General features: G+C 68.4%; 23 protein-coding genes. 7 read left to right on the top strand and 16 right to left on the bottom strand.

Translation table 11 applies throughout. The features are described from left to right. Window positions 1-33: 33 nt before the first annotated feature. Together QTN24_RS03770 and QTN24_RS03765 are read right to left on the bottom strand one after the other, a co-directional pair. On the bottom strand, window positions 34-969 hold the full coding sequence (locus QTN24_RS03770; protein WP_124683243.1) for a recombination-associated protein RdgC: 936 nt from the start codon (window positions 967-969) through the stop codon (window positions 34-36). Window positions 970-1,131: 162 nt separating this feature from the next. After that, complete coding sequence (locus QTN24_RS03765) at window positions 1,132-1,731, bottom strand: YSC84-related protein (protein WP_124683244.1); 600 nt, start codon at window positions 1,729-1,731, stop codon at window positions 1,132-1,134. A gap of 296 nt (window positions 1,732-2,027) precedes the next feature. Between QTN24_RS03765 and QTN24_RS03760 the strand changes: the two genes are divergently transcribed. Beyond that, window positions 2,028-2,441 (top strand): hypothetical protein, encoded by a 414-nt coding sequence (locus QTN24_RS03760; RefSeq protein WP_313835334.1) that lies wholly within the window; start codon window positions 2,028-2,030, stop codon window positions 2,439-2,441. 39 nt (window positions 2,442-2,480) lie between these two features. On the opposite strand, the gene QTN24_RS03755 is transcribed toward QTN24_RS03760, so the two are convergent. Both QTN24_RS03755 and QTN24_RS03750 read right to left on the bottom strand, forming a co-directional pair. Next, window positions 2,481-3,314 carry an aldo/keto reductase gene (locus QTN24_RS03755; protein ID WP_313835333.1) on the bottom strand — a complete coding sequence of 278 codons (834 nt, stop codon included), beginning with the start codon at window positions 3,312-3,314 and terminating at the stop codon, window positions 2,481-2,483. Window positions 3,315-3,439: 125 nt separating this feature from the next. Continuing rightward, entirely contained in the window at window positions 3,440-3,838 is a 399-nt protein-coding gene (locus tag QTN24_RS03750) for a tautomerase family protein (RefSeq protein ID WP_124683246.1), read from the bottom strand. A 166-nt stretch (window positions 3,839-4,004) separates the two neighbouring features. On the opposite strand from QTN24_RS03750, the gene QTN24_RS03745 reads away from it, so the two are divergent. Beyond that, window positions 4,005-4,898: a LysR family transcriptional regulator gene (locus QTN24_RS03745; RefSeq protein ID WP_313835332.1), complete on the top strand. Its 894-nt coding sequence runs from the start codon at window positions 4,005-4,007 to the stop codon at window positions 4,896-4,898. A 75-nt stretch (window positions 4,899-4,973) separates the two neighbouring features. Here QTN24_RS03745 and QTN24_RS03740 read toward each other — a convergent pair whose 3' ends face one another. Together QTN24_RS03740 and QTN24_RS03735 are read right to left on the bottom strand one after the other, a co-directional pair. Beyond that, the gene (locus tag QTN24_RS03740; protein ID WP_409558972.1) at window positions 4,974-5,957 is read right to left on the bottom strand and encodes a Bug family tripartite tricarboxylate transporter substrate binding protein; all 984 of its coding nucleotides are present in this window, start codon (window positions 5,955-5,957) and stop codon (window positions 4,974-4,976) included. A 203-nt stretch (window positions 5,958-6,160) separates the two neighbouring features. Continuing rightward, a complete protein-coding gene (locus QTN24_RS03735) occupies window positions 6,161-6,634 on the bottom strand; it encodes a DUF2147 domain-containing protein (RefSeq protein WP_124683248.1) in 474 nt (157 codons plus the stop codon). A gap of 1,748 nt (window positions 6,635-8,382) precedes the next feature. Between QTN24_RS03735 and QTN24_RS03730 the strand changes: the two genes are divergently transcribed. Continuing rightward, window positions 8,383-8,982, top strand: a complete 600-nt coding sequence (locus tag QTN24_RS03730; RefSeq protein WP_124683249.1) for a histone H1-like DNA-binding protein — start codon at window positions 8,383-8,385, stop codon at window positions 8,980-8,982. 231 nt (window positions 8,983-9,213) lie between these two features. Here QTN24_RS03730 and QTN24_RS03725 read toward each other — a convergent pair whose 3' ends face one another. From QTN24_RS03725 to QTN24_RS03680, 10 genes are all read right to left on the bottom strand, one after another. Beyond that, window positions 9,214-9,681: a hypothetical protein gene (locus QTN24_RS03725; RefSeq protein ID WP_124683250.1), complete on the bottom strand. Its 468-nt coding sequence runs from the start codon at window positions 9,679-9,681 to the stop codon at window positions 9,214-9,216. Window positions 9,682-9,746: 65 nt separating this feature from the next. Continuing rightward, window positions 9,747-10,694, bottom strand: coding sequence for a carbohydrate kinase family protein (locus tag QTN24_RS03720; RefSeq protein ID WP_124683251.1), 948 nt, complete (start codon window positions 10,692-10,694; stop codon window positions 9,747-9,749). A gap of 113 nt (window positions 10,695-10,807) precedes the next feature. Further along, entirely contained in the window at window positions 10,808-11,308 is a 501-nt protein-coding gene (gene tpx / locus QTN24_RS03715) for a thiol peroxidase (protein ID WP_124683252.1), read from the bottom strand. Window positions 11,309-11,381: 73 nt separating this feature from the next. After that, on the bottom strand, window positions 11,382-13,091 hold the full coding sequence (locus tag QTN24_RS03710; RefSeq protein ID WP_313835331.1) for a DUF3426 domain-containing protein: 1,710 nt from the start codon (window positions 13,089-13,091) through the stop codon (window positions 11,382-11,384). 9 nt (window positions 13,092-13,100) lie between these two features. Beyond that, on the bottom strand, window positions 13,101-14,018 hold the full coding sequence (gene prmA / locus QTN24_RS03705; RefSeq protein WP_124683254.1) for a 50S ribosomal protein L11 methyltransferase: 918 nt from the start codon (window positions 14,016-14,018) through the stop codon (window positions 13,101-13,103). A gap of 38 nt (window positions 14,019-14,056) precedes the next feature. Beyond that, window positions 14,057-15,424 (bottom strand): acetyl-CoA carboxylase biotin carboxylase subunit, encoded by a 1,368-nt coding sequence (accC, locus tag QTN24_RS03700; RefSeq protein ID WP_124683255.1) that lies wholly within the window; start codon window positions 15,422-15,424, stop codon window positions 14,057-14,059. A 112-nt stretch (window positions 15,425-15,536) separates the two neighbouring features. Further along, window positions 15,537-16,001, bottom strand: a complete 465-nt coding sequence (gene accB, locus QTN24_RS03695) for an acetyl-CoA carboxylase biotin carboxyl carrier protein (RefSeq protein ID WP_313835330.1) — start codon at window positions 15,999-16,001, stop codon at window positions 15,537-15,539. 135 nt (window positions 16,002-16,136) lie between these two features. Then, complete coding sequence (gene aroQ / locus QTN24_RS03690) at window positions 16,137-16,625, bottom strand: type II 3-dehydroquinate dehydratase (protein WP_124683257.1); 489 nt, start codon at window positions 16,623-16,625, stop codon at window positions 16,137-16,139. 240 nt (window positions 16,626-16,865) lie between these two features. Then, window positions 16,866-17,420 (bottom strand): TlpA disulfide reductase family protein, encoded by a 555-nt coding sequence (locus tag QTN24_RS03685; protein ID WP_313835329.1) that lies wholly within the window; start codon window positions 17,418-17,420, stop codon window positions 16,866-16,868. A gap of 23 nt (window positions 17,421-17,443) precedes the next feature. Beyond that, window positions 17,444-18,151: a UDP-N-acetylmuramate--alanine ligase gene (locus tag QTN24_RS03680; protein ID WP_313835328.1), complete on the bottom strand. Its 708-nt coding sequence runs from the start codon at window positions 18,149-18,151 to the stop codon at window positions 17,444-17,446. 168 nt (window positions 18,152-18,319) lie between these two features. Between QTN24_RS03680 and mpl the strand changes: the two genes are divergently transcribed. From mpl to QTN24_RS03660, 4 genes are all read left to right on the top strand, one after another. Then, complete coding sequence (gene mpl, locus QTN24_RS03675) at window positions 18,320-19,699, top strand: UDP-N-acetylmuramate:L-alanyl-gamma-D-glutamyl-meso-diaminopimelate ligase (protein ID WP_124683260.1); 1,380 nt, start codon at window positions 18,320-18,322, stop codon at window positions 19,697-19,699. A 32-nt stretch (window positions 19,700-19,731) separates the two neighbouring features. Continuing rightward, entirely contained in the window at window positions 19,732-20,340 is a 609-nt protein-coding gene (locus QTN24_RS03670; RefSeq protein ID WP_313835327.1) for a YqiA/YcfP family alpha/beta fold hydrolase, read from the top strand. After that, on the top strand, window positions 20,337-20,996 hold the full coding sequence (locus tag QTN24_RS03665) for a chorismate--pyruvate lyase family protein (protein ID WP_124683262.1): 660 nt from the start codon (window positions 20,337-20,339) through the stop codon (window positions 20,994-20,996). The genes QTN24_RS03670 and QTN24_RS03665 overlap by 4 nt, the downstream gene beginning before the upstream one ends. 229 nt (window positions 20,997-21,225) lie before the next feature. Next, on the top strand, window positions 21,226-23,370 hold the full coding sequence (locus QTN24_RS03660) for a ribonuclease catalytic domain-containing protein (RefSeq protein WP_313835326.1): 2,145 nt from the start codon (window positions 21,226-21,228) through the stop codon (window positions 23,368-23,370). Window positions 23,371-23,421: the final 51 nt, after the last annotated feature.

Below are 23,421 nucleotides of genomic sequence, written 5' to 3'. Positions count from 1 at the left end.
GTGAGGCCGGGGCTGGGACCGGGACGGCCGGGGTCAGGCGGCCTTGCGCGGCGCGTCGGTGATGGCCGACTCGGTCTTGCGCTCGCCGCCCAGGGCGTCGGTCAGGTCGGTCAGCAGGCCGGCCAGTTCACCGGCCATCAGCGCGAAGTCGGCGTCGAAGCGCTCGTCCTCGTCGTGCAGCGTGGCGTCGGCCTGTTCCTTGATCACGTCCAGCGGATTCACGCGCTTGACGGCCAGGGCGTCGGTCAGCACGAAGGACACGCGGTCGTTCCACGTCATCGCCAGGCGCGTGCAGCGCTTGCCGGCGGCGATGTGGCGGCGCAGGTCCTCCGGGTCGAGCGGATGGCGGACGTATCGCACGGTGGCCTTGCTCTCGCTGCTCGACTGCAGCTCGATCTCCTGGTCGACCGTGAAGCCGGCCGGGGCGGTATCGGTGGCCAGCCACTCGGTCATGGCGGCCACCGGCGACAGGTTGACCTGCAGGCCGACCACCGGCAGCGGGTCCAGCGCCTTGAACAGCATGCCGCGTACTTCGTCGGCCTTGGCGGTGCCGGCCGCGTCGATGGCAAGCCAGCCGTTCACGGGATCGATCCAGACGCGCGTGTCGCGGCGGATGCTGAAGGCGCGGGGCAGCAGTTCCTCGGTGACCTGCTCCTTCAGTTCCTTGAGCTGCTTGCGGCCGGGCTTGAAGCCTTGCTGCTCCTCGATCTCGGCGGCGCGGGCCTTGGTGACCTGGTTGACCACGGTGGCGGGTAGCAGCTTCTTCTCGGTGCGCAGCACCAGCAGCATCTGGCGGTTCACGCAGTGCACGAGCTGGCCGTTGTCGCGCGGCGATGCCCAGCCCTGGGTTTGCATCTCAAGGCTGGTGCCGGGGTAGAACGCATGCTTGGCCAGGCTGGCCTCGACGTCTTCGGCGGAAAGCGTCCACGGGGCGGAGAAACGATGAATCTGGAGATTCTTGAACCACATGAGAATTCGGCCTCGCGTACGGTTGGAATTGGCAAGGCACGCATTCTAACGGCTCGGGCGGCAGGTGGGCGGCCAAGAAAAAATGGCGTCCCGGATGCGGCATCGGAATGCCGCACCCGGGACGCCATGTGGCGGTGGCCGGCGCGGTGGCCGGCCCGGCCGTCAGATGTCGAGCTTCGAGATCTTCGTGCCTTCCAGGCTCAGGCCGGCCATCACGCCGGCGTTGGTCATGGCAAAGCCGATGATCGGCTGCTGGGCCGTGTTGGTATCGATCTGGCCATTCGCGCCGATTGTGGCCAGGGCCACCGTGGCGTCGGCGCCGACCTGCCAGCCGCTGCTGCGCACGAACTTGTCGTAGGCTTCCTGCGTCATGAACATCAGCACGAAGGCCTTGGACTGGGCGCCGATCTGCCAGCCGATGGAGCCGGAAATGGCACGGTAGTAGCCACGGTTGGCGCCGCCGGAACGCAGCACGCCGTCGCCATACTCGCCCCCGACGATAAAGCCGGCGGACAGCAGTTTCGGGAAAATCAGGATGCCCTTGGCTTTGGCGCCAAGGTCGCGCGCACCGCTGGCCGTCGCATACAGACGGTTCAGCGTATCGGTGGCGCCAGTATCGATCTCGCGACGCTTGGACGCGCTATCGCCAGAGTCCTTGGGACCGGTCACGCTGCAGCCCGTCAGCGACAGCGCGCCCAAAGAAAGACCAGTAAGGCCGACAAGCCCAGCACTGCCGGCGGACAGGAAGGTTCGACGTTTCATTATTTCCTCCAGGAGGGGGTCATGTGTTGCAACCGCCTCTACAGCATAGGCGGACAAGCCACATCCGCAAATGCGATTTTGTCTGACAAGGGGGGGAGGGGGCTCTGACATGACATAGTCATACTTTCTTGCAAAATCAGGGAACCGCGACAGGAACCCCGCTTGCCAAGCCCGGTCTTTGGTGCATGCCAACGCCAACCGCCCCCATGACGATCCCCACCCGCTCCAACATTTCTGGTATTTCTTCCGCCGCCCCGACCGTCGCGCATGCTGCGTCGCAGCGTCCCCGTCGATGGTTGCGCCTCGGTGCCGCCGTAACGCCGCTGGCGGCCCTGCTGCTGGCGGCCTGCGGGTCGGCCCCGACCGTCGAGTCGCCCGAAGCCAAGCAGGAAGTGGCCCAGATGAATTCAGGTTGGCAGGCCGAGCGCGCCAAGTACATGGATTGCGTCCAGGACAAGGCCAGCGACGGCGCCAAGGGCAAGGGCACGTCCAAGGACGTGGCCGCCGGTGCCATCGACGCGTGCAAGGATCAGCTGAAGGTCATGCACGACGCCTTCCAGTCGTACCTTTCCGCCCAGATGAGTAGCGCCCACGGCCAGAACAGCGCCCGCCAGGCAGCCGACCGCGTGACCACCGACACGCGCGAAAAGGCGCGTACCTATCTGACGCGCTATGTCGAGGTCGAGCGCTACAAGGCCGGCCAGCGCTGACCCCGCTGACCCCGCTGACCCCGCTGATCCCCTGATCCATTACAGCATCGCCAGCGGCTGCGCGTGGCGCGGCGGCGGGAACAGCGCGTCCAGTTCGTCCAGTTGCTCGGGAGTCAGCGTGATTTCCAGCGCCCGGACGTTCTCGCGCAGCCGGTCCCGCTGTCTGGTCTTCGGGATGGCGATGATGTCGTCGGTCCGCAGCAGCCACGCCAGCGCGGCCTGGGCCGGCGTCATGCCGTGCCGCTCGGCAAAGCGCCGCAGGCCGGCGTTGCGCAACAGCCGGGCCTGCTCGATGGGCGAGTAGGCCATCACCGGCACGTTGCGTTCGCGCAACCATGGCAGCAGGTCGAACTCGATGCCGCGCCGGCTCAGGTTGTAGAGCAACTGGTTGACGGCCACGGCGTCGCCGCCGGGCACGTCGCAAAAAGCTTCCATATCGTCGAGGTCGAGGTTGCTGACGCCGAAATACCGGATCTTGCCGGCGGCCTGCAGCGCCTGGAACGCCTCGATCGTCTCCTCGAACGGTACGTCGCCGCGCCAGTGCAGCAGGTACAGGTCCAGCCGGTCGGTGCCCAGCCGGCGCAGGCTGCGCTCGCACGCGGCCACGGCGCCCTTGCGGCTGGCGTTGTGCGGATAGACCTTGCTGACCAGGAACGCCTCGTCGCGACGGCCGGCCAGCGCCTCGCCGATCAGCGATTCCGACAAGCCCTCGCCATACATCTCGGCCGTGTCCATCAGCCGCAGGCCCAGGTCCAGGCCCATTCGGAGCGTGGCGATCTCCTCGGCGCGCGTGCCGCGGTCGTCGCCCATGTTCCAGGTGCCCACGCCCAGCGCGGGAACGCGCTCGCCGCCGGGTAGCGTGACTTGCTTCATGCGATGCCTCCGGTATCGGGAAATCCGCCCTCCACACTAGTTAACATCGCTGCGCGGCACAAGCACGCCGCCCGCACGGCACTTTTGACCGGGGCGATGGAATGGCCGGCGCCCCGGCCGCCCGCTCAACGGTGCTGGTGCCGGTACTCCTGCGTCCGGCCGCCATAGCCGTAGGCCGCCGCGCGCGCGTCGATGACGTGGATATACGAGACCTCGTTCACGTCGCCAATCAGCTCGGACAGCGCCGCGAACGCCTGCCGCAGGTAGTCGGCTTTCTCGGCCTTGGTGTTCGTCTCGTCGGTCACGCTGATGTCGAGCTGGAACGCGTTGCGACCCGTCTCACGCGCCGACAGCGGCTGGCCGCCGATGAACCACTGCTCGCGCGGGATGAACGTCACGGTCGTGGCGATGACCGGCGCTTCCTTGCCCAGCACGCGCTGGGTCAGTTCGCCCACCGTGGCAACGGCGCGGCGCATCAGGTCGGTATCGGGCTGGCCGGAAATCTGCAGGGAAACATGGGGCATGACGGGCTCCTTTCGGGTGGATGGATGCGCGTTGCCGCTGTGCCCGTTGGCGGGCTCTGGCGGCTGCGGTAACGCTATCGTAGGCGTCTCCTTGCCATCGGAAAAGCGGGAATATACGATTGCATGTATCGGGTAATCCGAAACATCGGAAAGGCAGGCGGCGATCATGCGTGGATTCGAGACAGACCAGCTCCGGACGTTCGTGGCGGTGGCGGAAAGCGGCAGCCTGTCGGCGGCGGCGCCGCGCCTGTTCCTGTCGCAATCGTCGGTCAGCGAGCAGTTGCGCAAGCTGGAGGAGCGCGCCGGCGTGCCGCTGCTGACGCGCGGCAAGCGGGGCGCCGCGCTGACGCCGGCGGGGGCGCGGCTGCTGGACTACGCGCGGCGCATCCTGTCGCTGAACGAGCAGGCCATGGCCGAACTGCGCGGCCAGACGCTGGATGGCGAGCTGCGGCTGGCCGTGACCGACTACTTCCGCCCCGGCGAGATTGCCGGCATGCTGCGCCGGCTGCGCGACCGCTATCCCTATCTGAAACTGCACGTCACGGTGATGAAGAGCGCCGCCATCGAGGCGGCGGCCGACTTGGACACGTTCGACATCGGCCTGAGCATGCGGCTGATCGGCGCGCGCGGCCCGGAGGCCCGGCGCGAGGGCGCGGCGCGCGGCGGCACGGTGCTGCGGCGCGAGGCGCTGGCGTGGGTGGCGGCGCCCGAGATTGCGCAGGCGCCGCAGCCCACGCTGCCGCTGGTGCTGCTGCCCGACTCGTGCTCGCTGCACCAGTTCGTGGTGCAGTTGCTGATGCGCCGCCGGCGCGAGTTCGACATCGCTCATTCGGCGTCGGGGGTGGCCGGGCTGCATCTGGCGCTGGCGGCCGGGCTCGGTGTGTCGTGCCTGAACACGTCGGCCATCGGGCCCGGCGTGATGCCGGTGGACGCCGCCGACGCGAGCGGCTGGAAGCTGCCGGCGCTGCCGTCGGCCGAGTTCTATCTACTGGCCCCGCGGCGCGGGGAGGGCGAGTTCATCGAACAGGCCAGGCAGGCGCTGGCCGAGCAGTTCGGCTGATACGGCGACGCCCAACAAAAAGGCCCGCATGGAGCGGGCCGTCTGCCAGTGTCTGGGCAAGCCGGGTGCGGTGGCTTACTCGGACGTCATGTTGGCGTTCTTGGCGATGCGGCCCAGCCGTTCGCGCTCGGTCTTGATGAAGGTCACAAAGCTCTCGACCGAACCGCCGGCCGGCTCGATGCCGTTCCGGATCAGCCGGTCGCGGATCTCGGGATTCTGCATCCCGGCCGTCAGCTCGGCGTTGAGCTTCTTGATGATCGCCGGGTCGGTGCCCTTGGGCGCGAAGATGCCGGCCCAATGGCCAATGCGCACCTCGGGCAGACCCTGCTCGGCCGTGGTCGGGATGTTCGGCGCCGCCGGCATCTTCTTGTCCCAGGTGGCGCCCAGCGCCTTGAGCTTGCCCGCCTTGATCTGGGGCAACACCACGATCGACGCCTCCGACGTTGCCGCCACCTGTCCACCAATCACCGCGGTAATGCTTTCCGACCCGCTCTTGTAGGGCACCACGGTGAGCTGGGCACCCTTTTCCTTAAGCATTTCTTCGACGAAGTGCGGCGTGCTGCCGCTGCCGGCCGTGGCAAACGGCACGCCACCCTGCTTCTTCGAGTACTCGACCAGTTCCTTGACGTTGTTCACCGGCAGCGACGGCGACGCCACGATCACCGACGGGCTGACCGCGATCAGGCCCACCGGCACGAGGTCGTCCGGCTGGTACGGCATCTTGGTGCGGATCAGGCTGTTGGTGACGGTGCCCACGGCGCCCACCAGGAACGTGTAGCCGTCGGGCTTGCTCTTGGCCACGTAGTCGGCCCCGACAATGCCGCCGGCACCGGGACGGTTCTCGATCACCACCGGCTGGCCGATGCGCTTGCTCACTGCCTCGGCGCCGGCCCGCGCCACGAGGTCGTTGGCGCCGCCGGCCGTGAACGGCACGACGAACTTGATCACGTGGTTGGGCCAGGCATCGGCGGCGTGGGCGGTGGTGGCCACCAGCGAGGCGGCGGCAAGCGCCAGGGCCAGGGTGCGGCGGCGCGGGGAAAAGCGCAGGGGGGAATGCATGATCGGTCTCCAGTCTTTGTCGTAGCCCATTCGGGGCTTTCGATCTTACCGATCGAACCTGTCAGTTGGCTGTAGGACGGCGTGGCTTGCGGCCGACCTGCCGGGGGACGGCAGGGGCGGAAAAGTCGGGACGGAGGCGCGGCCGGGTGGGCGGGGAAAGGAAGCGGGCAGCGGGGCGGCAGCGGCCCCGCTCCCGCGCGGCGTCACGGCTGGCGCACCCAGGTCTGGGTCCGGCCGATCAGGCTGATGCCGATGAAGCCGCGCACGTTGAGCTTCTTGCCGTCGTCGGCCATCGACATCTTGCATTTGTAGAGCTTGCCGGTCTCCGGGTCCAGGATCTCGCCACCGGTCCACTCGTTGTCGCCCGTCTTGCGCAGCCCGGTCAGCAGCGTCATGCCGATGATGGGCTGGTCCTTGCGCGCGTCGTTGCATTTGTCGCACACCTTGGGCGGACCTTCGGACGGCACCAGGCTCTTCACGAGCTTGCCGCTGTACACGCCGTCCTTCTCCGAAATCTCGATCACTCCGCGCGGCTTGCCGGTGGCGTCGTCGATCGTGTGCCAGGTGCCGGCCGGCGTCGACTGCGCCATGGCGAAGGTGCTGGCGGTGAACGCCGCGGCAAACAGCGCGGCGCGGGCGGTGGTGCGAAGCAGGGCGCGGGGGGCGGTCATGCGCATGAAAGTCTCCAGGTTCAGTGTTTCCGCGACGGCGGATTCGCCAGGTCGCGGCGCGGGTGGTGTCGGCTGTACGGCGGCGGACGCCTCTGCAGGTCTGACGTGCAAGCCGTACAAGGCGAGCAGGATATCCGCACGCGGCCCGGATGGTTGCACGGGCCGGTGCTGCACCGATGCCCACCCGTCGGCGTCTTTGCCGCGCGACGCCAATCTACTGGCGCCGCCCGGACACCGCAACGGCCAACATCCGTTTGCGTACGCACCAGAGCGTAGCGCAAGGGCGGCGCGCATCGCCCGCCAGCCGGCGCCTGGCGTGGATTTTGTCCTGCAGCAACACGCCCGCGCGGGGCCGACCCGAGGCATTCCTCTAGCCGGCTAAAACAGTGGCGTTGCGGTGGCGACGCGGTGCCGCCGGAGGTGGTCGGCATGTCGGCGCGCGCGTCCGCCGATGCATTGGTGAGAACCCGAATGCCATCGCAAGACACGGTCGACGAAGCGCGCGATGCGCGTGGTGGGTCGACGGGCGATCCGGTGCGCGCGGCGCGTGCGTCGACACATCGTTGTGCATGCCATCGATGTCCAAACGCGGATGCAAACACGTGTCGCAGCGACCGACCGTTGCGTGCGCGCATCACTCTTTCGTCGTACTCGCGCAACTGTCGTGTCGATGCACGCGCGGTCAGTCGACGCGATGCGCGGTGGCATCGCGCGCGTGCCGATCGGTGGTCGATGCGGAAGCGCGTCGGACACGTTGGGGCGCCGATGGACGCGCGTGCCGCAGCCACGCGCAGCGACGCGGCAGCGCATCGTGCGCGTGATCGTGCGCAGGCCGGAAAGCCACTGTTCATGCGGCTTTCGAGACAGCGCGCGGGTATGCGGATGGTGGCGGCGAGCGGGTGCGATGCGGTACCCGAGCGGTCGTCCGACGATGCGTGCGCGACGTGCGCGCGCACCGCGCGAGACAGTGTGCAACGCCGTCGATCGCGATCGAAACTCACGCGCTTCGGAACTTCGATCGACGCGTGAGAGTCGTCATCAGAGTAGGTGTCGATGGTGTCGTCATCGAAGCGCGCGCGTGAAGTAGATCGATTCGATCTTGCGCGCAAGTTTTTTTGCACTTTTTTCTTAACATCATCGAACAAACGAATTATGATTCGCCTTGACAAGAGTCTCACTTCATTGCATCGACGTGATTCGACGAAGCGGGCGTCGCAAGAAGGCAAGCAAGAAGCAACGATGACGCGACGCTTCGGCGCAGTGAATGCGGGTAGCCAGGGAGCACCAGAACTTTGACGCAGACCGGGCCGATCAGGCTTCTTACAACGCGTGCAGTCTCCTGTAGCCCAGTGACGGGATGGGCGAGCTACCCCCGTAGGATTGCCGTCTGCAGTGCGCGAGGCCAAGCCCGTGCTGCAGGCAAGCTGACCGATATCTCCTCTTATCAGGCAGCGCGTCGCCACGATGGACGGCGCGGGCCAATCGAATATTCCAGGGCACGGCATGCCCCGGAGATCCGCCTGGACGCTGGCGTTGCAGCCCGCGCGCGGATCTTGCGCTGCCGTGAAGACACCGTGCCGCGCCATGCGGGTCGCGGCCGGTGCCCTGTCACCGAATTCATTAGCGTGCGGTTGACGAAGTGTCGTGCGCCGATGAATCGCTCGCTCGGTTGGGGCCAGGCAGGAACGCGCCTCGGGCCGGTCGGGTCGTCCATTTAGGTCATTCGATATTTCACGTTAGTGAAGGAGTTATCCATGGCAACTGCTGCAAAGAAAAAGCCGGCGGCCAAGAAGGCTGCCAAGCCCGCCGCCAAGAAGGCCGCTGTGAAGAAGGTCGCCGCCAAGAAGGCAGCGCCGGCCGCCAAGAAGGCTGCAACCAAGAAGGTCGCAACCAAGAAGGTCGCCGCCAAGAAGGTCGCCGCCAAGAAGCCGGCAGCCAAGAAGGCCGCTGTGAAGAAGGTTGCAGCCAAGAAGGTCGCCACCAAGAAGGTAGCCGCCAAGAAGGCAGCACCGGCCAAGAAGGCCGCGGTGAAGAAGGTTGCCGCCAAGAAGGTTGCAACCAAGAAGGTCGCCGCCAAGAAGGCAGCACCGGCCAAGAAGGCCGCAGTGAAGAAGGTTGCCGCCAAGAAGGCCGCACCGGCCAAGAAGGCTGCTGCCAAGAAGGCTGCGCCGGCCAAGAAGGCTGCTGCTGCGAAGAAGCCGGCCGCCAAGAAGGCCGCTGCCAAGAAGCCGGCTGCCAAGAAGGCTGCCAAGCCTGCCGCGGCCCCTGCCGTTGCTCCCGCTGCTGCTGCACCGGCCAAGACCACGCTGAACCCGGCCGCGGCCTGGCCGTTCCCGACGGGCAACCGTCCGTAATCGCCTCGCCTCGTGCGAGCGGTCACCACAGGGAATCGCCAGAGCACGCATCGCGTGCCACATTGACCGGATACGCGGTATCCGGTCAGCAAGACAGCAAGTCTTGCCAACCCGCCGATGGCCTCCGTGCCCGGCGGGTTTTTTCATGCCCGCGCGCTGGCGACTCCCCAAAAGCAAAACGCCGCGGCCCGAAGGCACGCGGCGTTGCAGCATGGCAGCCGTGTAATGTTGTCAGTGCGAGACGCGCGTCACGCCGCCCGACGACAGCAGCCGCACCCGATCGCCAGGGCGGAACACCTCGTCGGCCTCCTGGGTGATGGCGCGCAGGTCGCCGTCTTCCAGCTGCACCGTGATCTCCAGGCCGCGCCGCTGGGTGATGCGGTTCTCGGCCGCGCTGCCGGCAATGCCGCCCAGCACCGCGCCAAGCAGGCCCGCCGCCACCGATCCGCCACCGCTGCCGATGGTGCTGCCCGCCGCCACGCCGCCCAGCGCGCCGCCGGCGATGGTACCGGCGCCCGTTGTGCCGCCCTGGATCATGACCTCGCGTACGCCCTGCACCACGCCGTAGCGCACCGTCTGCTCGCGGTTGGCCTGGCCGGGCGCGTAGACGCTGCCGGAGTTCGAGTAATTGGCGCAGCCGCCGACCAGTGCTGCCGCGGCCAGTACCGCCGCGCCGCCGAATCGAAGTATCTGATGCATGGCAACTCCCGTCTGTTGGCCGCGCCGTTCGTCCTCACCCGGTGCGCGCGGTGCACCGTTCCATCTTACGCGTATTGGTAGCCGAATGCCGACGCGAACCGGCTGGCGATCTCGTCGTGCGAAATCCAGTGATTCTGGGGGCCCTGCTGGGCGATCTTGAGCGCGCCCATCAGCGACGCCAGCCGGCCCGTGGTTTCCCAGTCCATGCCCTGCTCGATGCCGTGCAGCAGGCCGCCCCGGAAGGCGTCGCCGCAGCCGGTGGGGTCCACCACGCGCTCGGCCTGCACGGCCGGGATGGCGTACTGCTGGCCGTCGGCGAAGATCGTGGCGCCGCGTTCGCCGTGCGTCACGATGAACGCGCGGACCTTGGCGGCCACGTCGGCACTGGTCCACGCGGTGCGCGACAGCATGACCTGCGCTTCGTAGTCATTGACCGTCACGTAACTGGCGAGTTCAACGAACCGGCGCAGGTCCTCGCCGTTGAACAGCGGCATGGCCTGGCCCAGGTCGAAGATGAACGGGATGCCGGCCTCGGCGAACTGCCGCGCATGGTGCAGCATGCCCTCGCGGCTGTCCGGCGCGACGATGCCCAGCGCCGGGCGCGTGCCGGCCGCCAGCACGTCCTGCACGGCATTGAGCTGCGACTGGCCCATGGCGCCCGGGTGGAAAGCCGTGATCTGGTTGTTGTCGAGGTCGGTCGTGATCATCGCCTGCGCGGTGAACGTGTCCGGCAGCGTACGGATATGCCCGGTGCCGATACCCAGATCGCGCAGATGCTGCAGGTACGGTCCGGCGTCCTGGCCCACCGTCGCCATCACCACCGGTTCGCCGCCCAGCATCTTCAGCGTGTAGGCGATGTTGCCGGCGCAGCCGCCGAACTCGCGCCGCATGCCGGGCACCAGGAACGAGACGTTCAGCATCTGGATCTGGTCCGGAAGGATGTGTTCACGGAACCGTCCGTCGAACGTCATGATGGTGTCGTAGGCGACGGAGCCGCAGATCAGGCTGGACATCTTTTCTCCAAGCGTTCCGGCCCAGGGATGACGGGCAGAAACAGATACGTTAAATAATTCCGCCCGTGCATGACGGGCGGAGGCGCTTCGCAAATCGTGTGCTACCGCACAGATTATTTCAGTGCGGCCAGCGCGGCGTCGTAATCAGGCTCCTGCTTGATCTCGGGCACGAGCTGGCTGTACTTGACGGCGTCGTTCTCGTCCACGACCACCACGGCACGTGCGCACACGCCGGCCAGCGGGCCCGACTTGATGTCCACGCCGTAGGCGTTCTTGAAATCGGCGCCGCGCATGGTCGACAGCGTGACCACGTTGGCCAGGCCCTCGGCCGTGCAGAAGCGGCCCATCGCGAACGGCAGGTCGGCCGAGATCGTCAGCACCACGGTGTTGTCGAGGCTGCTGGCGGCCTCGTTGAACTTGCGTGCCGACGCCTGGCACACGGGCGTGTCCAGGCTGGGCACGATGTTCAGGACCTTGCGCTTGCCGGCGAAGTCGGCCAGCGTCACGTCCTTGAGGTCCTTGCCGACCAGCGAGAAGGCCGGGGCCTTGTCGCCAGCCTGGGGAAACTTGCCGCCAACTTCGATGGCGTTGCCGCCGAGGGTCACGTTGCTCATGGTTGCTCCTGTCAGGAAGGTACGGCCCGCCGGTCCGGTGCATTGCCGGCCGGCGTGGCGGGGGGCGATGAATTCAGGGATAGAAGATCAGCACGCGGTAGTTCGCCGCGGCCTGCTGCGTCCGGAATCGTACCCGAACCGGCAGCTCGCTGCCCGCGCGCAGGCCCGAGGTGGCAAAGCCGCGCTGGGCCGGCTCCAGGTACTCGCCCGGCTGCAGCACGCGGCGCAGCAGCAGCTGGTCCTGCAGGTCGGTCATCACGAGTTCGATGGCGGGCAGGGCCGTGGTGGCGCGGCCCTGGTTGCGCAGCGTGACGGCCAACTGGTAGACGTCGGCGCCTTCGTCCTGCTTCTGCAACTGCGAGCTGTCGATGCGCAGCGCTTCCAGGTCGCGCCACGGCGGCACGGCGCAGCCGAACGGCGCGCAGGCCGCTTCGAGTACCGGCCGCAGCACCGGCACGCTGCCGGCAATCTGGCTACGCGCCAGAAAGACGCCCTGGACCAGGATACCCAGCCCCAGCACCACGGCCGCCGCGCGGATCCACGTGCGCTGGCTGCCGGGCACCGTCACCTTGGGGCGCGGCGCGCGCGCCTGTTCGCGCTCGCGGGTGTGGCGCAGGAAATCGGGTGCGAAGACCGGGCCGGCGCTGGCTGCCGGTTCGTCCCGGCGTAGCCAGCGGCGCGTGGTGGTCTCGCGCGCCACGCTGCTGGGCGTGTCGTCGCGCGGCGTCACGCCGAGGTCGTGTTCGATCACGTCGCGGGCCTGCGCGGCCCAGGCTTCCGCCTCGGGGTCGGCCGGGTCCGCGCTGCGCAGGAAGCCGCTGGCGCTGGGCACCGGGTCGGCCGGCGCGGCGGGTTCGGGCGGCAGTTCTGCGACGGGATCGGGTGCAACGACGCCGGGTTCGGCCGCTTCCACCGGGGCCGGCACTTCGGGTTCCGGGGTGCCGTGGTCGGCGGGATGGGAGGTCGGGCCTTCGGACGGTCGCAGTGGCGGCCAGCTTGCCTTGGCGCTATAGGCGCCGTACGGCGGCAGGCCCGAGGGGCGCGTCGATGCAAACGCAGCGGCGGGATCGAGCGACGAGTGCGGCGCCGGCGCGGCGGCTGTCGGCGCCGGGCGGGGCGGGGCGTCGTCGAACGCGGCGTGGTCGAGCGTCGGCCACGGGACGGGCGGCTCGGTCAGCGGCGTTTCGGCGGGTTCGGGCGATGGGTCGGCTTCCGGGGCGGTTTGCGGTGCGGCCTCGTCCGGCAGCACGGCGTCGGTCTCGGCAGCCTCGTCGAAATGCGCGGCGGCCTCTTCAGGTACCGCATCGGCCACCGCGCCCGTCTCGGCGGGTTCGGGTTCAGGTGACCGTTCAGGCGCCACTTCCCTGGGCACTTCCGGCGCCACGCCGACCACTTCCTCGGCTTCCGCCTCGGACATCATCGTCGTCGGCGAATCCAGCGCCGGCACCTCGTAACCTGGATCGAAGCCGGGATCGAACGGCGCGTCGGCCTCGCGGGCGCGCGCCGCCGCCTGCGCCTGCTCGGCGTGGGCCAGCGCGGCGGCCATCGACACGGACGAGGAGGGCGGCGCGGCCGCCGGCGTACCGGCGGGGACGCTGCTGGCAGCCCCAGCGGCACCGCTACCGCCCGGCGTGGGCACCTCGATCAGGTGCTCGCGCGCATCAAAGACGGTGTCGCACTGGCCGCAGCGGACCAGGCCCTGGCGCAGCCGCAACTGGTCCGCCACCAGCCGGAACGCGGTGCGGCAGGCCGGACAGCGCGTGACGAGCTTGGCAGCGGCCATGGTCGGGAATCAGGATTGGTTGGGGGATGCCGCGGCCGGGCGCGTGCCATGCAGGCACACCCAGCCTTCCTCGCTGCGCCAGACCGACATGGCGATCCACGGCGCGTAGGCCGCCGCCACCTCGTCGGCCTGCCGTTCGAGCACGCCGGACAGGATCAGCCGGCCGCCCGGACGCACGCGCGCGGTCAGCATCGCGGCCATCAGCTTGAGCGGGTTGGAAAGAATGTTGGCCACCACCAGGTCGTGGGTGGCCTCGGACACCGCCTCGGGCAGCGCGAAGGTCGCCGCCACGCGGTTGCGCTCGGCGTTGTAGCGCGATGCCTCCACGGCATTCGGATCGATGTCGATGCCGACCGTGTCGCCGGCGCCGAGCTTCTTGGCCACGATGGCCAGGATGCCCGAGCCGCAGCCGTAGTCCAGCACCGTCTCGCCGGCCCGCACGTTCTGTTCGAGCCACTGCATGCACAGCCGCGTGGTCGGATGGCTGCCCGTGCCGAAAGCCAGGCCCGGATCAAGCTCCAGGATCACGGCGTCGGGGTCGGGCGCGTCGTGCCACGACGGCACCACCCAGATGCGCTCGCCCACGCGGATCGGCTCGAACTGCGACTGGGTCAGCCGCACCCAGTCCTGGTCGGCCACCGGGCGCAGCGTGTAGTCGGGCACCGGGTCGATGCCCAGCGTGTTGGCGGCGGCCGTCACCACCAGCGCGGGATCGGTCTCGTCGTCGAACAGCGCCACCACGCGCGACCGGTTCCACGCCAGCCGCGTCGGCTCCAGCCCGGGCTCCCCGAACAGCGGCTGCTCGTCAGGCGTGTCGGCGTCGGCGTCTTCCACCGATACCGACAGCGCGCCGAGGTCGAACAGTGCATCGGACCAGGCTTCGGCCTGATCCTGCGCAATTTCGATCACACATTCCTGGAAAGCCACGGGGTTCCTTTGCTGCAAGCCGGCCGCTGGGCCCCGCCTCAGGCTTTCTCGCCGTGGGCGTTGGCCTTCTGGGCCAGGCGGTGTTCAAGATAATGGATGCTGGTGCCGCCTTCCACGAAGTTGGCGTCGAGCATCAGGTCGCGGTGCAGCGGCACGTTGGTCAGGATGCCGTCCACCACCATTTCCGACAGCGCGATGCGCATGCGGGCGATGGCCTGGTCGCGCGTGGCGCCGTACGTGATGATCTTGCCGATCATCGAGTCGTAGTTGGGCGGCACGAAGTAGCCATCATACGCGTGCGAGTCCACGCGGACACCGGGGCCGCCGGGCATGTGCCAGGCGGTGATGCGGCCCGGCGACGGCGTGAACTTGAACGGGTCCTCGGCGTTGATGCGGCACTCGATGGCGTGGCCGCGCAGTTCCACGTCCTTCTGGCGGAAGCGCAGCTTCTCGCCAAAGGCGATGCGGATCTGCTCCTGCACGATGTCGATGCCGGTGATCATCTCGGTCACCGGATGCTCCACCTGCACGCGGGTGTTCATCTCGATGAAGTAGAACTCGTTGTTCTCGTACAGGAACTCGAACGTGCCGGCGCCCCGGTAGCCGATCTTCTTGCATGCATCGGCGCAGCGGTCGCCGATACGCTCGATCAGGCGGCGCGGAATGTGCGGCGCGGGCGCTTCCTCGATCACCTTCTGGTGGCGGCGCTGCATCGAGCAGTCGCGCTCGCCCAGCCAGATGGCCTGCTTGTGCTGGTCGGCCAGGATCTGGATTTCCACATGGCGCGGGTTCTCAAGGAACTTCTCCATGTAGACCTCGGGGTTGCCGAAGGCACGGCCCGCTTCCTCGCGCGTCATGTTGACGGCGTTGATCAGCGCGGCCTCGGTGTGCACCACGCGCATGCCGCGGCCACCGCCGCCGCCGGCGGCCTTGATGATCACGGGATAGCCCACGCGGCGCGCGGTGGCCAGGATTTCCTTGGGGTCGTCGGGCAGTGCGCCGTCCGAGCCCGGCACGCACGGCACGCCGGACTTGATCATCGCCTGCTTGGCCGACACCTTGTCGCCCATCAGGCGGATGCTGTCGGACGTCGGGCCGATGAACACGAAGCCGGATTTCTCCACGCGCTCGGCAAAGTCGGCGTTCTCCGACAGGAAGCCGTAGCCCGGGTGGATGGCCTGGGCGTCGGTGACTTCGGCGGCCGAGATGATGGCCGGCATGTTCAGGTACGACAGCGGCGAGGGGGCCGGGCCGATGCAGACGGCTTCGTCGGCCAGCTTCACGTACTTGGCTTCCTTGTCGGCCTCCGAGTACACCACCACGGTCTTGATGCCCAGCTCGCGGCAGGCGCGCTGGATGCGAAGGGCGATCTCGCCGCGGTTCGCGATCAGAATTTTTTCAAACATGGTCTCTCTCTGCGAGAACAGGGGCGGGCCCGCGCACGCCGGAATGGCGCGCCGGGCCAACGCTTGGCGGCAGGGCCACGGGCCGCTGTGCCGCGTCAGCCGGCGGCTGGCTTCAGCCGATCACGAACAGCGGCTGGCCGTACTCCACGGCCTGGCCGTTTTCGACGAGGATTTCCTTGATCACGCCGGCCTTGTCGCACTCGATCTCGTTGAGCAGCTTCATGGCTTCGATGATGCAGACGGTCTGGCCTTCCTTGACGGTGTCGCCCACGTTCACGAACGGGGCGGCGCCCGGCGACGGGGCGCGGTAGAACGTGCCGACCATCGGCGACGTGACGATGTGGCCGGCCGGCAGTTGCGGGGCGGCGTCGGCGGGGGCGGCAGCCGGCGCGGCGGCGGCCGGTGCGGCGCCAGCCATGGGCAGGGCCTGGAGCTGGGGCATGGCAACCGGGGCGGCCACGACCTGCGGGGGTTGCTTGACGATGCGAACCTTGCCGTCGCCCTCGGTCACTTCGAGCTCCGAAATGCCGGATTCGGCCACCAGGTCGATCAGCGTCTTCAGCTTGCGCAGGTCCATCTTCTTATCCTCCAGAATCGGGTTGTCCGGTCACCTTCGGGTCAGGGAAGGGGACGGCGGCGGTCAGTCATTGATGTTGGCCCGCCTCGCCAGGCGCGACAGGCCGCGGTTGTCTCGGTTGCCTACCAGGAAGGGCTAGCTGCCCGGGGCGTCCTGCTCCTGCGCCAGCGCGTAGTCCAGGGCCAGCAGGTAACCCCGCCAGCCCAGCCCGCAGATCACCCCGATCGCCTGATCGGAGAAATACGAGTGATGGCGGAACGGCTCGCGGCGATGCACGTTGGACAGGTGCACCTCGACGAACGGAATCGCCACGCCGGCCAGGGCGTCCCGCAGGGCCACGCTGGTATGCGTGAACGCCGCGGGATTGATGATCACGAAGTCCACCCCCTCGGTACGGGCGGCCTGGACGCGATCCACGAGGGCGCCCTCGTGGTTGGACTGGAAGGTCTGCAGATCGACCCCGGCCGCGGCGGCATGTTTGGCCAGCGCGGCGTCGATATCGGCCAGCGTGGTATGCCCATACACCTGCGGCTCGCGGGTCCCGAGCAAATTGAGGTTCGGACCATGCAGAACCAGCACTTTGCGATAGCGGGCGGCGCGGCTGACGGTGGGGGTAGACGACACGGCGACTCGACCAGTTCAACGAAATTGCGCGGAGATTACCGTAGCTTAGAGGGATTTGTCTAGCACGCGATACAAGGCCGAAGTCGCCTCCAAGGCATATGAGACGGGCCTCACGCCTTACAGATCACATTTTCCGAAAACCAACGGATCTGGCGGTCCTTCCATCGTCACTTCTGCGTCATTTGGGGGCAGAAGCGCGCATTTACGGGAAATTTCCCACGGAGTTGGCAGCCCGGCCCGTCAGGCGTCCGGCAACTCCTTACGCAGTTCGTCGGCGTGGACACGCCCCATCTTGCGGTACTTCACGTCGCCGTCGGGCGTGATGACCACCGTGTAGGGCAGCCCGCCCTGGGCGTTGCCGAAACTCTTGGCCAGTTCGGTGCCGGCGAACCCGGCCACGGCCAGCGGATATTTCACGGGGACTTTCTTGAGAAATTCCTGAATGTTGCCGGCCGAATCGATGCCGATGCCGATGAATTCGACATTGCGCTGCGCGTACTCGCCGTGCAGCGCGGTCAGCTCCGGCATTTCCTCGACGCACGGGCCGCACCACGGCGCCCAGAAGTTCACGACCAGCGTCTTGCCGCGATACCTGGACAGGTCCAGCTCCGCGCCGGTTGGGTCGGGCATCCTGGCCTGGAACAGCGATTCGACGGCCTGGTCCGATGCCGGCTTGGGCGCGAGGGCAAAATGGGCGGCCACGGCGCCGGCCACGGCCGCCAGCAGGGCGACGACGATCCAGAGGACCAGGGACGAGCGGCGGGCCGGCTTGGCGTCGGGGGTGGAAGCGGTCATGTTCGGGGCGGAAGAAGACAGTTCTATATAGATAGGGGCGGCGGCTGGTCGGGCGCGCCTGCCGCCTCGTCCATCAGCTCGCGGACGGCGTCGATGTCGGCCCGGGCCACACGGCCGCTGGCGTCGGCGCGCGCCGCGCCCCGTTCGTCGACGGCATCATACAGCGCGATGTGGACCCCCACCGGGGCGCCCAGCGTCTCGCGCACCTCGCCGGCCAGCAGGCGCGCCTCGCGGCCGGCCGGCCACTGGCCGCGCCACAGAAAGCTGAGCGTCTCCACGTCGCCCCGGCCCGCGAAGTGCCGGCTCTCGCTGGTCTCGAAATCCACGCCGGCGTTGATCAGGTGCAGCGCCACGTCCTTGGGGCTGTCGCAGAAGCACTGGATATAGACGTCGGAATGCTCGGTGGCCGTGCCGTTGAGCACGGCGCCGACCAGATAGGGGCGGAAGCCGGCCAGATCGTCCATGGCCAGCACGGCCAGTTGCCGCAGCAGGGCCAGGATGCGCGGCTGGTGCTCGCCCTGGAACAGCGCCTGGTAGGCGCGCACTTCCTCCTCGATCAGTTCGTTGTCGGGCAGCCATTCGCCGGCCACGCGGACGTCGCCCAGCAACTGGCGGGCGGCCTTGCGCTTGGCGGTGGCGTAGTCGGCGCCGTCTTCGGCAATCATGCGCGCCGCGGCCTGGGCAATTTCCTCGCGCAGGCGGGCGGGGTCGGAGGGGGTGCGTCGGGACATGGGTCGATGATACCCGCACGGCCGGGGCCCGGCATGCGGCACAGGCGCGCGGCGGGGCCGGGAGCGGGTCGGGAACCGGACGCATGCGGGTACAATCAGACCCTTCACTTCTGCGCCGCCGGCCCGTCCGCGCGGCCCAACGCATTCCCACGCATTCCCGAAGCTCCCATGCATATTCACATCCTTGGCATCTGCGGTACGTTCATGGGGGGCCTCGCGGTCCTGGCGCGGCAGGCGGGCCACCGGGTCACCGGCTGCGACGCCAACGTCTACCCGCCGATGAGCACCCAGCTGGAAGCCCAGGGCATCGACCTGATCGAGGGCTTCGACCCGCAGCAGCTATCGCTGAACCCCGACCTGTACGTGATCGGCAACGTGGTGTCGCGCGGCAATCCGCTGATGGAAGCCATCCTGGACCGCAACCTGCCGTACGTGTCCGGCCCGCAATGGCTGGGCGAGCACGTGCTGAACGGCAAGTGGACGCTGGCCGTGGCCGGCACGCATGGCAAGACCACCACCACGTCGATGCTGGCCTGGGTGCTGCAGGACGCCGGCTACAACCCCGGCTTCCTGGTCGGCGGCGTGCCGCAGAACTTTGGTATCTCGGCGCGGCTGACAGAATCGGACTTCTTTGTCATCGAGGCCGACGAATACGACACCGCTTTCTTCGACAAGCGCAGCAAGTTCGTGCACTACCGCCCGCGCACGGCCATTCTGAACAACCTTGAATACGATCACGCCGACATCTTCCCCGATCTGGCCGCGATCGAGACCCAATTCCATCATCTGGTACGCACGGTGCCCGGCCAGGGCCGGCTCGTCGTGAACGGGCTGGAGCCCGCGCTGGCGCGCGTGCTGGAACGCGGGTGCTGGAGCGAGGTGGAGCAGTTCGGCATGGGCGACTGGCGCGAAGGCGACGCCCGCACCGAGGCGCCGGCCGGCAAGGACGCGTTCGACGTGTACTTCCAGGAGGCGTTGCAGGGCACCGTGGTCTGGGACCTGCAGGGCACGCACAACCGCATGAACGCGATTGCCGCCATCGCGGCCGCCCGCCACGTGGGCGTGCCGCCGGCGCAGGCCATCGAGTCGCTGGGCCGCTTTGCCAACGTCAAGCGACGCATGGAGGTGCGCGGCGTGGCCAGCGGCGTGACGGTCTATGACGATTTCGCGCACCATCCGACGGCCATCCAGACCACGCTCGACGGCCTGCGCCGCCGCGTGGGCGACGCCCGCATCCTCGCCGTGCTGGAGCCGCGCTCGAACACGATGAAGCTGGGCGTGATGGCGGCCCAACTGCCGGCCAGCCTGGAAGCTGCCGATCTGGTGTTCGGCTACGGCGCACCGTCCGGCAAGGACGCGCTGGGCTGGAATCTGGGCGACGCGCTGGCACCTATCGGCGACAAGGCCGCCGCGTTCCAGGACCTGGGCGAACTGGTGCAGGCCGTGACCGCCGCCGCCCGCCCCGGCGACCACGTGCTGGTGATGAGCAACGGCGGCTTCGGCGGCATCCACCAGAAGCTGCTGGACGCCATCGGCGCCAAGGGCTGACGGCCGCCGGCCACTTTCACACAGGGAATCCCATGCTGCTGTACCTGCACGGCTTCCGTTCCTCGCCGCAGTCGATGAAGTCGCGGCTCGTGCAGGAACGGATGCGCGCCTGGGGGCTGGAGAAATATTTCGCCTGCCCGGTGCTCAATGTGTCGCCGTCCCAGGCGATTGCCCAGGCCGAGGCGGCCATCCGGGGCGCCCGGGCCGGCGGCGAGACCGACATCGCCATCGTCGGCTCGTCGCTGGGTGGCTTCTACGCGCGCTGGCTGGCCGAGCGCCACGGCTGCCGCGCCGTGCTGCTGAATCCGGCCATCCATCCCTGGACCGACCTTGAGAAATATCTTGGCGAGCAGCCGCTGTACCACGGCGGCGGCTCGGTCGAGGTCAAGCGCGAACATCTGGACGAACTGCTGGCGCTGCGCGTGGATACCATCACGCGCCCGGAGCGCTATTTCCTGCTGGCGACCACCGGCGACGAGGTGCTGGACTACCGCGAGATGGTCGCGGCGTGCCCCGGTGCCCACATCCGCGTGATCGAGGGCAGCGACCACGGCATCAGCGAATTCGACGCCTATGTCGACGAAGTGCTCGCCTTCTGCGGCTATCGGCCCGACGGACGCCAGCCAGCCCGCCCGGCATGACGGCGGCGGTTCCCGGCCAGAATGGCCCGAGCGGCCTGCGCGCCGCGTGGCACGCCCACCTGCCGTACGACGCCGCCATCCCGCTGAACCAGCGCCGCTGGATTGCCGGGGAGGGCTCGCTGACGGCCCGGCTGATGTCGGCGTCCAGCCGGTTCCGCGTGACGCGGATCAACCAGTCGCCACGGCCGCCGTTTGCCGATGAATGGCGCGCGCTGGGCCTGATCCGGCCCGTGCCGGCCATCACGCGCGAAGTGCTGCTGATCTGCGACGACGTGCCCGCGGTCTTTGCGCACACGATTGTCGATCCGTACCGCGCGCGGCGCGACTGGCCGTTTCTGCGCGGGCTGGGCAACCGGCCGCTGGGCGGCGCGCTGTTCGTCGATCCGCGCGTGCGGCGCGAGCCGTTCCAGTTCGCGCGGCTGACCGTCCATCACCCGCTGCGCCAGGCGCTGCAGCGGGTGCTGCCGGCGTTTGCATCGGTGCCGATGCTGCCCGCGCGGCGCTCGGTGTTCCGGCGCGGCGGTGGCGCCATGCTTGTGACCGAGGTCTTCCTGCCAGACCTGCTCACGCGGGCGGCGCCGCCCAACATCGGCGCCGGTGGCACCCGGCTGCCCCGCCGGATCGACACCCACCACAAGGAAGCGAGACCCGCATGAAACTGGAAGGACGGGTCGCCATCGAGCGCGCGATCCGCGATGTCGCCGAGGCCGCCGGGCCCGGCGGCGGCATGTCGCTCTGATTCCCTGCCCCTGGGATGCCCGCCGGCGCCAACGCTGGGTGCGGTATCATCCCGGGTCGAATATCCGCCCGGACGGGCCGGCTCGACCGCGCGCTTGTGCGCGCACCGTGGCGGCGTGTCCCGGCCCTTTCCGAAAGTACCGATCCATGCAGTTGCTGTTCGAAGAAGGCGGCGAAATCCGCGCCGGCACCGTCCTTGCCCAACAGGGCGAGGCCTACCAGGTGGAATTGCCTGCGGGCAAGCGCACCAAGGTCAAGGCAAAGGACGTGCTGCTGCAGTTTGCCCAGCCGTCGGCCAGTGAAATGGTGCGGCAAACCGGCGAGCTGACCGCCGAGATCGACCTCGACTTCCTCTGGGAATGCGCGCCGGCCGAGGAATTCGGCTTTGCCGACCTGGCTGCCGAATACTACGGGGCCGATGCCGGCGCAGTGCAGCAGGCTGCACTTGCGATGGCGCTGCATGGCAATCCCGTCTATTTCCGCCGCAAGGGCCGCGGCCGCTACCTGCGCGCGCCCGAAGACCAGCTCAAGGCCGCCCTGGCCGCCGTGGAGCGCAAGAAGCAGCAGTTGCTGGTGCAGGCCGAGTACGAGGCCCAGCTCAAGGCGCACCAGTTGCCCGACGCGTTCCGCGGCAAGGTGCTGCAACTGCTGTTCAAGCCCGACAAGAACAGTCTCGAATTCAAGGCCATGGACGCCGCATGCACGGCGCTGGGCATGACGCCGATGCGCCTGATGGTGGCCGTGGGCGGCGTGGAAAGCCCGCGCGCGCTGCACGAGGCCAAGTTCCTGGCCGACTGCTTCCCGAAGGGCACCGGCTTCCCGGACGTGGCCGTGCCGGACCCGTCGGGCAGCCTGCCCGTGGCCGACGTGGAGGCGTTCTCGATCGACGACGTCACGACGACCGAGATCGACGATGCGCTGTCGGTGACGCGCCTGGCCGACGGCAAGCTGCGCGTGGGCATCCACATCGCCGCGCCGGGCCTGGGCTTCACGCGCGGCGAGCCGCTCGACGCCATTGCCCGCCAGCGCCTGTCCACGGTCTATTTCCCCGGCGACAAGATCACGATGCTGCCCGACAGCGTGGTGGAACGCTACACGCTGCAGGAAGGCCGCACCTGCCCGGCGCTGTCGCTGTACGTGAAGGTGGACCCGGACACGCCGGACGGCCTGGCCATCGTCGGCAGCGAGACGCGCGCCGAACTGGTGCCGATTGCCGCCAACCTGCGCCACAACCTGCTGGAAGACGTGGTCACCGAGGCCGCGCTGGCCAGCGGCACCGGCGACTATCCGTTCCGCGAGCAGCTTGGCGAGCTGTTCCGGCTGGCCAACCACCTGCACGACGAGCGCCAGAAGGCGCGTCTGGCCAGCGGCCTGCGCCCGGAGGCGCACAACCGCGCGGACTTCAACTTCTATATCGATCCGGTGGACAGCGGCGGCGAGCGCGTGCGGATCGAGCAGCGCCGGCGTGGATCGCCGCTGGACAAGATCGTGGCCGAACTGATGATCCTGGCCAACAGCACGTGGGGCAAGCTGCTGGCCGACCACGGCGTGCCAGGCATCTACCGCACCCAGAAGGCGTGGGGCATGCACCGCACGCGCATGCAGACCTACCCGGCGCCGCACGAGGGGCTGGGCGTGGCGCAGTACGCGTGGAGCACGTCGCCGCTGCGCCGCTACGTTGACCTGGTCAACCAGTGGCAGATCCTGGCGGTGGCCCAGCATGGCGTGACCGCCAAGCTGGTGGCGCCGTTCAAGCCCAAGGACGCCGACCTGCTGGCCGCCGTGGCGGACTTCGAAGGCACCTACGCGGCCTATGCCGACCACCAGTCGACCATGGAGCGCTACTGGTGCCTGCGCTGGATCGCGCAGGAAAACCGCGGCAAGCTGATGGCCACGGTGCTCAAGGACGGCGCGGTGCGCTTTGCCGAGATCCCGCTGGTGACGCGGGTGCCGGAACTGGCGCAGGCCGTGCGCGGCACGCAGGTGCTGCTGGAGATTGCGTCGACCGACGAGATCTCGCTGGAAGTGTCGTGCCGCGTGCTGGAGATCTTTGCCGGCGAGGGCGAACTGCCGGAAGAGGAACTGGAAGGCGACACCGAGGACGAGATGGCGGAGGTTTCCGCCGAGGCAGCCGCCGAGGCGGCGGCCGAGGATGCCGCCGAAGCCGCAGCGGAAGGTGGCACGGAAGGTGGCACGGAAGGTGGCACCGAAGGCGCCGCCGAGGCCCCGGCCGAGACGGCCCCGGACGATGCGTCGGCGCCACGCGACACCGGCGCCAACCCCCCCGCCTGAGTCCTTCGGTAAACCGGGCGGCTCCCGTACAATCGAAGTCCGTTCCGGCCA

The sequence above is a fragment of the Cupriavidus sp. SZY C1 genome (genome assembly GCF_032190535.1).
Taxonomy (GTDB): domain Bacteria; phylum Pseudomonadota; class Gammaproteobacteria; order Burkholderiales; family Burkholderiaceae; genus Cupriavidus; species Cupriavidus pauculus_C.
Note: the sequence above shows the minus strand (reverse complement) of the source record. Positions and strands in the feature narration are given on the sequence as shown.